The 8,735-nt window shown below is 41.6% G+C and carries 10 protein-coding genes; 3 read left to right on the top strand and 7 right to left on the bottom strand.

Annotated features, from left to right (window positions below):
• Positions 1–1,495 (top strand): aldehyde ferredoxin oxidoreductase C-terminal domain-containing protein (locus tag M0R21_12090; protein MCK9618560.1); only part of this gene is annotated, 1,495 nt, incomplete at its 5' end.
• A gap of 89 nt (positions 1,496–1,584) precedes the next feature.
• Here the strand turns inward: M0R21_12090 and M0R21_12085 are convergent.
• Positions 1,585–2,328, bottom strand: a complete 744-nt coding sequence (locus tag M0R21_12085; GenBank protein ID MCK9618559.1) for a copper homeostasis protein CutC — start codon at positions 2,326–2,328, stop codon at positions 1,585–1,587.
• Between the two features lie 190 nt (positions 2,329–2,518).
• On the opposite strand from M0R21_12085, the gene M0R21_12080 reads away from it, so the two are divergent.
• Positions 2,519–2,692, top strand: coding sequence for a hypothetical protein (locus M0R21_12080; protein ID MCK9618558.1), 174 nt, complete (start codon positions 2,519–2,521; stop codon positions 2,690–2,692).
• 287 nt (positions 2,693–2,979) lie between these two features.
• Here M0R21_12080 and M0R21_12075 read toward each other — a convergent pair whose 3' ends face one another.
• The 6 genes from M0R21_12075 to M0R21_12050 form a co-directional block, all read right to left on the bottom strand.
• On the bottom strand, positions 2,980–3,243 hold the full coding sequence (locus M0R21_12075) for an integrase core domain-containing protein (GenBank protein MCK9618557.1): 264 nt from the start codon (positions 3,241–3,243) through the stop codon (positions 2,980–2,982).
• A 67-nt stretch (positions 3,244–3,310) separates the two neighbouring features.
• On the bottom strand, positions 3,311–3,712 hold the full coding sequence (locus M0R21_12070; protein ID MCK9618556.1) for a hypothetical protein: 402 nt from the start codon (positions 3,710–3,712) through the stop codon (positions 3,311–3,313).
• 158 nt (positions 3,713–3,870) lie between these two features.
• Positions 3,871–4,293 (bottom strand): hypothetical protein, encoded by a 423-nt coding sequence (locus M0R21_12065; protein MCK9618555.1) that lies wholly within the window; start codon positions 4,291–4,293, stop codon positions 3,871–3,873.
• A gap of 40 nt (positions 4,294–4,333) precedes the next feature.
• Complete coding sequence (locus M0R21_12060; protein MCK9618554.1) at positions 4,334–4,573, bottom strand: hypothetical protein; 240 nt, start codon at positions 4,571–4,573, stop codon at positions 4,334–4,336.
• 3 nt (positions 4,574–4,576) lie between these two features.
• Positions 4,577–4,912: a MerR family transcriptional regulator gene (locus tag M0R21_12055; GenBank protein ID MCK9618553.1), complete on the bottom strand. Its 336-nt coding sequence runs from the start codon at positions 4,910–4,912 to the stop codon at positions 4,577–4,579.
• A 10-nt stretch (positions 4,913–4,922) separates the two neighbouring features.
• Complete coding sequence (locus tag M0R21_12050; GenBank protein ID MCK9618552.1) at positions 4,923–5,894, bottom strand: M23 family metallopeptidase; 972 nt, start codon at positions 5,892–5,894, stop codon at positions 4,923–4,925.
• Between the two features lie 221 nt (positions 5,895–6,115).
• Here M0R21_12050 and alaS point away from each other — a divergent pair, with 221 nt between their 5' ends.
• Positions 6,116–8,734 carry an alanine--tRNA ligase gene (gene alaS, locus M0R21_12045; GenBank protein ID MCK9618551.1) on the top strand — a complete coding sequence of 873 codons (2,619 nt, stop codon included), beginning with the start codon at positions 6,116–6,118 and terminating at the stop codon, positions 8,732–8,734.
• Position 8,735 lies beyond the last annotated feature (1 nt).

Here is an 8,735-nt window from a genome sequence, read left to right as displayed (position 1 = left end):
ACAGGCTGGGCGTGGTGGGATTGGTACTGTTCTTCGGGATAAAAAAATTCTCGCATTGGTAGCCAAATCCAAAGGTGCCAGCGGAAATAGAAATAATGTGGTCGATCTGGAACCTATTATGGAACGCGGAAAACGTTTCAACCGCGAAATGCGTGAGTTAGACGATTCGCAATGCGAAATGCGCAGCAAGGGAACCGCCCACCTTACCCATATCATGAACGACTATGACCTGTTACCGGTACATAATTTTAAATTCGGCACCCATCCCGACATTGGCAAAATCAACGGGGAAGTATGGAAATCCTTTTTTACCCAAGGTATGCCCGACGGATGCTGGATAGGTTGCAACATGGCTTGTGCCAAAGGTGTGGATAATTACGAACTCCGTAGCGGCCCTTACAAAGGACAAAAAGTTATCGTTGATGGTCCCGAATATGAATCTACTTCTTCTTTGGGCTCTATCATGGGAATCTTTAATCCTGATTTTACCATCGAATCTAATTTCTATTGCGATACATACGGTATCTGTACCATTTCATGGGGAACCCTCATGGGTTTCATTATGGAATGTTATGAAAATGGCATCCTGAACGAAGAACGTACCGGTGGAATGAAACTTAACTTCGGTAATGCCGATGCAGCTATGGAACTGCTTCACCTGGTTGCAAAAGGAGAAGGCTTTGGAAAAATAGCCGGTTTAGGAATACGCAAAATGAAGGCTCTATTTGCCGAAAAAGGCTGGGGCGACCCCAAGTTTATGCAGGACATTGGCATGGAAAACAAAGGGCTGGAATATTCACAGTACATCAGCAAAGAATCGTTGGCACAACAAGGTGGATACGCCATGACCAACAAAGGTCCCCAACACGACGAAGCCTGGCTCATTTTTATGGATATGGTAAACAACCAGATTCCCACCTTCGAAAACAAAGCCGAAGCACTGCACTATTTCCCTATGTTCCGTACATGGTTCGGATTGCAGGGACTTTGCAAACTCCCCTGGAATGATGTGGAACCCGAAAATAACCGCGAAACCAACGAACCCGCCAAGGTTCCCGAACACGTTGACAATTATGTAACCATTTACAAAGCCGTTACCGGCAGAGAACTGGATAAAAATTCTTTGATTACGCAAAGTGAACGGGTTTACAATTTCCAGCGAATTTTCAGTATCCGTCGCGGATATGGCTTACGCAAACATGATGCCCAGCCTTACCGTGCCTGCGGTCCGGTTACCGAAGAAGAATATCTTAGCCGTCAGGAACGTTACGACAAGCAACTTATTGAACTGCAAAATTTGGATCCAACCAAGATGACTCTTAAGGAGAAGATGGCTGCTACCCGTAAATACCGCGAAAACCGTTACGAACAGTTGCTCGATGCCGTTTACACCCGTCGTGGATGGAATAAAAACGGTGTGCCTACTCTTGAACATGTTAAAAAATTAGGGATGGATTTACCTGAAGTACTGGAAGTAATAACTCCACTTCAATAAATTAAATTCAACAATTTTAAGAAATTAAGCCTGCCAGGAATTTGGCGGGCTTTTTTATCCGGCACACTACCAATGTTTCATAACGGATACTACCCTAACAATTGAATCGTTTCTCGTATAATTTCTTCGCAAGCCTCCCTGTTTTCATAAAAATTGACGGAAGAAACAGATGTAAAACCAAAAATTTCCTTCCGTAGCTGCATTTTGCTTTCAAAAATCTTTTTCCCTGAAAGGTGAAACTCGCCTGCACCGCTAATGTTTTTTATTTTGATAATATTAGATGCATTTATTCCTGATCCCGGCAAAATAATGATGCGGTCGCCTGCCTGTTTTACCAGTTTAGCTATCAATGCAGCACCTTCCAATGCAGTTGGTGCCTGTCCGGAAGTGAGGATACGGCTGGCTCCACAGCTTATAATTTCTTCGAGCGCAGAAAAAGGATCATTGGTCAAATCGAAGGCACGGTGGAAAGTAACATTTAAAGGATGTGCCAGTTCTGTAAGGATTTTGGTTCTTTCTGTGTCAATATTTCCATCGGGAAGCAGCAAACCAAATACCACACCATCGGCATGTAATTGCTTTGCAACGGTTATTTCTGTCTTCATTACCGCAAACTCCTCTTCCGAATAGCAAAAATCGCCTTCACGCGGACGTATCATCACATGCAAAGCAAGGTTTACCATTTCTCTTACCTGCTGCATCAAGCCTGCGCCTGGTGTAAGTCCGCCCAAAGACAAAGCACTACAAAGTTCAATTCGGTTTGCTCCCGCATGTTCCGCAGCTATCGCAGAAGCAAGTGTGTCAACACATATTTCGATTAAAGGGGAGTTCATCAAATTGTTTTTTGAAAAAGCAAATTTCCTGATAAAAACAGTAATATTACAAATAATTGTTCATAAGAAGTACTTAAAGTGAACTAAGGTTTGAAGTGCCTAAAGTTTTAGCTAACTTTAGGCATTTTAGGCACTCCAAATTCAAGGCACTATTTAGTTAAATCTTTATAGAAAACTCATAGACGGCATTATGATAATAATTTCCGCTGGCGGAAAGCCTCATCGTAATGGCAGAAAGCTTTATCGTAACGGCGGAAGCTATCATCGTAATGACGGAAAGCCTCATCGTAACGGCGGAAGCTATTATCGTAATGATGGAATTTATAATATTAGCATCGCCATGTACCGTCCTGAAAATACTTGACAGATTTTGGGTTAAAAACTAATATTACTTGTCAGGTTAATGCGGTAATCCGGATTCAAAAATACACTTATTTTTTTAATCCTGGTTTCTGATTACAGTTATTTTATTAATCCTTGTTTTGGATTACAGGTTTTGTGTTAATCCTGAAGATGGTTTACAGTTTTGTCGTTATTCCTTTAACTGCTTGTCATCTTTTCTTGTAATACTGAATAGACTTTACAGGATTTGCCTTAATCCTGATTTGGCTTGTCAGGGACTTCTGATGTTTTTCATGCTGATGCAAGTTTTTATATTGTTAATTCTGCTATTGGTTTTAATGTTGGTTTCCACCGTTTTCGCAAAATACCATTCTGCTCATGTGCTTCACCGGGTGTAAGATAATCACAACTGGCATGAGGACGTTTGTTGTTGTAAGCATTAATAGCTTCGTGTGTTGTAGTAATGGCTTGCTCTATACAGGAAAAAGTTTTATCCAGTCCAAACTCTGCTTTTAGTATTCCGTTCACTCTTTCGGCAATGGCATTTTCATAGGGGTCACCATTTTCAGTCATGCTGATCTGGATATTACACCGTTCAAGCGTCTGAATATAATCAGCACAACAATACTGGATTCCACGATCAGAATGATGAATGGGTTTGTCTTTTCGTTTTAAAGTGCTTATAGCCGTCTTTAATGCCTTCACTGGCAAGTGTGGGATGCAACTGATACCCGATGATTTTTCGTGAATAAGCGTCGGTGACAATGCTCAGGTAACAGAAATTTTGTGTGAGCCGCAAATAGGTAATATCGCTAACCCAAAGTTGCTCCGCTCGTGTGAGTATCATCTGGCGTATAAGATTAGGATACTTTCTGTATGGATGATTGGAGTCTGTTGTGTAGTGCTTTCGCCTGCGATAGCGTAACAGTAAACCGTATTGCCCCAATAATTCATAAAGGCTATCACGCCCAAGTTTGATGTTGTGAGCCTCCAGATCAGGTTGCAGCAGATGCAATAGCTTTCGCGTACCAACACGCGGCAACGATTATCGTATCTCTTCTACTAACTTTAAAATCAAGATGCCTGAAAGCGACCTGTCTTCTTTTTGCTCACATTGTTCATACCACCCCTGGCGGGTTTTTCCAAACAGTCGGCAGATGTATCCCACCCCAAAGTGAGGATACATCTGTCGCAGGAGTGTTACTGCTTGGACCCAGCTTTTTTTCGGATGGGAATGTTTAATTGCTCCTCTGCTACATCAATAAGCGTTTCCAGAGCAATGTTCTTCATCTGAGCGTCTTGGAGTTGCTTCTGTAACTCTTTTACACGTTTGAGAAGAATTTCATGTTTGATACGTTCTTTTTCTGTCATTACTGGCAAAGATACTACAATTTGAGGCGCATAACGCTTACTCCCATATCTTAAAAGAGACTTCGGATCCTTGCTCTGAAAATCAAATTTATCGATCGCTTGTGGGATCGTCATTCGTCCTGCAGAAATTTCCCGAGCTATCCACCTCTTGTGTGCAATGGAAAACCCGGATGTTTCTCTGGGAAATCTTTCCTTTTCTTGTTCTTTCTCTTTTCTTTGTTCTTTCTCTTGTTCAGATTCTACTTCTTTCATTTTTCAATTTTGCTGTAAAACCTGTCAAGCTATTTCAGGACTAGACACGTTTTACAACACCAAATTTCCAGAAATTGTCATTATACCGGGCGGAAAGGCAAACTTTTTTGCGGTATCCCCAGCGGTTGTTTTCTTCCACGCTTTGTACCGTTTGCAAAACTTCTTTCCAGGTCGAGAGTTGTTTTTCTATCCATTGGTATTTTTGTTCAAGGCTTTGCTGCATGGTAAAATCCCTGTGTGAGCAGGCAGGACAACGGGCTTCGCAACCGGATTTTAGCATGGGCTACAACTGATCTTTAATTTCCAGCAGGAAATTCTTTATTTTGTTGAGCGATTGTACAATTTCTGCTTCTGCCGAAATGTCTGCCTTGTTGTTTTCTAATTTCTCCTTAGCTCCCTGCAGGGTGTAGCCCCGTTCTTTTACCAGATGATAGATGATATAAAAGTTATCCACATCCTGTTTGGTAAACATGCGGTTGCCTTTGTTGTTGCGGTGTGGCTGAATGATATCGAACTCTTTTTCCCAAAAGCGGATCAGAGATGTGTTTACGTTAAACATCTTAGCCACTTCCCCTATGGAGTAATAAATCTTTTCCGGTTTTGGTTTGCGGGCTGCCATAACATTATTGTTAATCCATGGTTTGCGATGGGCGGGAAGAAAGTTCGAGCATCAGTTCATATTCTGCCGGCGTAAGGTCGTTGAAAAAAAAGTTGATAGGGTTAATAGGCTTGCCTGATTTATGTACTTCGTAATGTAGATGCGGAGAGGTTGACTTACCGGTATTGCCTACATAGCCAATAACCTCTCCCCGTTTCACCCGCTCGCCTCTTCTTGCTTTTATTTTGGAAAGATGGGCATACATGGTTTGATAGCTGAATCCGTGGTTAATCATCACCTGGTTACCATAGCCGCCCTTATCCCTTCCGGCAACGGTTACCATTCCATCGCCAGTTGCAAAAATCGGTGTTCCGGAAGGTGCAGAAAAATCCACACCCTGGTGAAGTTTTATAACTTTGTAAAACGGGTCGGTACGATAGCCGAAATAAGAACTGATGGCACGAAGTTGTGTATTTTTTACCGGCTGAATGGCAGGAATACTTGCCAGCATCTTTTCTTTGCCTTTTGCCAGCTTAAAAACCTCGTCGAACGACTTGCTTTGCATATAAATCTGGCTGGTAATCTGGTCCAGTTTCTTGGTAGAATTGACTACAATGTCAGAGTTTTTGTATCCGGAAAGCTTGGCATAACGGTCGCCGCTGATAAAGCTGTTTTTACGTACATCACCGGAAATAGGTTCAGCTTCAAAAATTACGCGATAAATATTATCGTCCCTGTCCTGAACGTTGCTTAGTACTTTTTGCACACGGTCGAAGCGGTCGTTTAAAATTTCATACTGGAATTTCAACTGGTCAATTTCCCTAAGCAACATCTTCTCTTTTGGCGAATTAAAGAAATTATAAGCAATAAAAAGCACTACTGCCGAAAACACCATCCCCGAAGCAAGCACTCCAAGCCAGCGAAGCAGTCGCTGTTTAACGGTTACCCGGACTTTTTCAATGCTCAGGGAATGAAGATTAATGTGGTATTTTATTTTCGCCATAAATAATTTAAGGAAATCTCTGTACAAGTAGCTTGCAAACTTACACAAACTTTTAAAGTTGGCAAACTTTACTTTAAGTCAATCACTGTTTAATACTATTTTTCAATATTTTATTACAAGCCGAATTTCTTTTTACCAGTTAAGTAATAAAAACTAAATTTGCATCCCGTTTAGTATTCCAATTTATTTTACTCACTGTTAAAATTTGTTAACCATTGCATATGAACGCATCACAGATAAGGCAAACCTTTCTCGATTTTTTTAATTCTAAGCAACATCAGATAGTATCATCGGCACCCATGGTGGTAAAAAACGACCCTACCCTTATGTTTACCAATGCCGGCATGAACCAGTTTAAGGACATTTTCCTTGGAAATTCGCCGGTAAAATATCTGCGTATTGCAAATACACAGAAATGTTTGCGTGTTTCCGGAAAACATAACGACCTGGAAGAAGTAGGGCACGACACTTACCATCATACCATGTTTGAGATGCTTGGTAACTGGTCGTTTGGCGATTATTTTAAGAAAGAAGCCATTGCATGGGCATGGGAACTGCTTACCGGCGTTTATAAAATGGATAAAAGCCGTTTGTATGTTACCGTTTTTGGTGGTGATAAAAACGATGGAATGTCGGTTGACATGGAAGCTTTTAACTTTTGGAAAGCTATAGTTCCGGAAGATCGTATTCTCTTGGGCTCTAAAAAAGATAATTTTTGGGAAATGGGAGAAACCGGTCCCTGCGGTCCTTGTTCCGAAATCCACGTGGACATTCGCAGCGACGAAGAACGCAAGAAAACTGACGGAAAAAACCTTGTAAATACCGGAAATCCATTGGTAATCGAAATCTGGAACCTGGTCTTCATTGAATATAACCGCATGGCAGATGGTAGTTTAGTTCCACTGCCTGCAAAGCATGTTGACACCGGAATGGGTTTCGAGCGCCTTTGCATGGTGCTACAAGGCAAACAATCTAATTATGATACCGGTGTTTTTCAGCCTATTATACGCGAAATAGCCAATATTTCTCATAAAAATTACGGCGAAGATGTTAAAAACGACATCGCAATGCGTGTTATTGCCGATCATTTGCGTGCCATTGCTTTTGCCATTGCCGACGGGCAACTTCCTTCCAACAACAAAGCAGGCTATGTTATCCGACGGATTCTGCGTCGCGCTGTTCGTTACGGTTATACATTTCTCGATTTTCGGGAGCCATTTATCACTAAGCTGATTCCTTTGTTGGTGCAACAAATGAGTGCTTCTTTTCCTGAGTTAAAAGCCAGACAAGAGCTTATTGAAAAAGTAATCGCCGAAGAAGAGAATTCTTTCCTTCGCACTTTGTCCAACGGCATTCAAAAATTTCAGCAGTACATCGAAAGTCGTTCCGGCAAACAGTTTATCGAAGGCGATTTTGCTTTTGAACTCTTCGACACTTACGGTTTTCCGATTGACCTCACGCAACTGATGGCTCGTGAAATAGGTTGTGACGTTGACATGCAGGGTTTTTCCAAAGGTCTGGAACAACAGAAAGAGCGTTCGCGCCAGGCGGCTACCGTAGATACCGAAGATTGGGCGATGCTGAAAAGCAGCAAGGAAGAAACCCAGTTTGTTGGCTACGACACGTTGGAAACAGAATCGGAAATCATGAAATACCGTAAGATAAAAACCAAAGGAAAAGAGTTTTATCAGTTAGTTTTGGATCAAACTCCTTTTTATGCCGAAAGTGGCGGACAGGTTGGCGACAGCGGGTGGCTTATCTGTGGGGACGAAAAAATCGAAATTAACGATACTAAAAAAGAAAATAACCTGGTTGTTCATATAAGTAACTCACTTCCAAAGGATGTAAATGGTACATTCACGGCAATGGTGAATGCAGAAAAAAGAAGGCTTACTGCCGATAACCATTCCGCTACCCACTTACTGCATTTTGCTCTTCGCCAGGTTTTAGGCAATCATGTGGAACAAAAAGGTTCGATGGTGGACGACGAAAGGTTGCGTTTCGACTTTTCACATTTTGCTAAAATGACAGAGGAAGAAATTCTTGCCGTAGAAAAGGTTGTAAATAAGCTCATTCGTAGCAACATTCCTCTCGACGAACATCGTAATCTTCCTATTTCCAAAGCTAAAGAAATGGGTGCAATGGCTTTGTTTGGCGAAAAATATGGCGACCATGTCCGTGTGATTCGTTTTGGCGAATCCGTTGAGTTGTGTGGTGGCACACACGTTTCTGCTACCGGAACCATCGGGATGATAAAAATAATATCCGAAGGAGCCATTGCTGCAGGCGTTCGCAGGATTGAAGCAATTACTGCCGACAAAGCCGAAGAATATTACAATAGCCAGCATTTGCTGCTGGAAGAAGTTAAAGCTTTGTTAAAGAATACCAAAGACATTTTCAAAAGCATCAATAGCTTGTTGGAAGAAAATGCTTCACTGCAAAAGCAGGTAGAAGAATTTACCCATGAAAAAGTAAAACAACTGGCAAAGGAATTAATCGCTAAAGCTAAAGCCATAAACGATATACAAGTAGTTGAATACTACCCCGAAAAGGATGTGGATGCCAATTTTGTAAAAGATTTGGCCTATGAAGTAAAAAACTCCAACGGTAATTTTTTATTCTGCGGAGGCACCATCTTTCAGGGAAAACCGGCTTTAACCCTTTCCGTTTCTGATGAATTAATAAAAGGAAAACAGATCAATGCCGGAAGCATAATCCGGGAGCTTGCCAAAGAAATTCAGGGTGGAGGCGGTGGACAACCATTTTTTGCAACTGCCGGCGGAAAAAAAACGGAAGGTCTGAAAAATATTCCCCAGAAATTAAGAGAAATTTTGCTGTAAT

Source organism: Lentimicrobiaceae bacterium (assembly GCA_023227965.1).
Lineage (GTDB): Bacteria > Bacteroidota > Bacteroidia > Bacteroidales > JALOCA01 > JALOCA01.
The sequence above is the reverse complement of the archived record's forward strand: the minus strand, read 5'-3'. Positions and strand labels throughout refer to the sequence as shown.

Bases quoted from the DNA above. Each gene is read 5' to 3' on its own strand.
- M0R21_12050 (MCK9618552.1), bottom strand. From the start codon at position 5,894: ATGGCGAAAATAAAATACCACATTAATCTTCATTCCCTGAGCATTGAA.
- M0R21_12075 (MCK9618557.1), bottom strand. From the start codon at position 3,243: ATGACTGAAAATGGTGACCCCTATGAAAATGCCATTGCCGAAAGAGTG.
- M0R21_12085 (MCK9618559.1), bottom strand. From the start codon at position 2,328: ATGAACTCCCCTTTAATCGAAATATGTGTTGACACACTTGCTTCTGCG.
- M0R21_12060 (MCK9618554.1), bottom strand. From the start codon at position 4,573: ATGCTAAAATCCGGTTGCGAAGCCCGTTGTCCTGCCTGCTCACACAGG.
- M0R21_12080 (MCK9618558.1), top strand. From the start codon at position 2,519: ATGATAATAATTTCCGCTGGCGGAAAGCCTCATCGTAATGGCAGAAAG.
- M0R21_12065 (MCK9618555.1), bottom strand. From the start codon at position 4,293: ATGAAAGAAGTAGAATCTGAACAAGAGAAAGAACAAAGAAAAGAGAAA.
- alaS (MCK9618551.1), top strand. From the start codon at position 6,116: ATGAACGCATCACAGATAAGGCAAACCTTTCTCGATTTTTTTAATTCT.
- M0R21_12055 (MCK9618553.1), bottom strand. From the start codon at position 4,912: ATGGCAGCCCGCAAACCAAAACCGGAAAAGATTTATTACTCCATAGGG.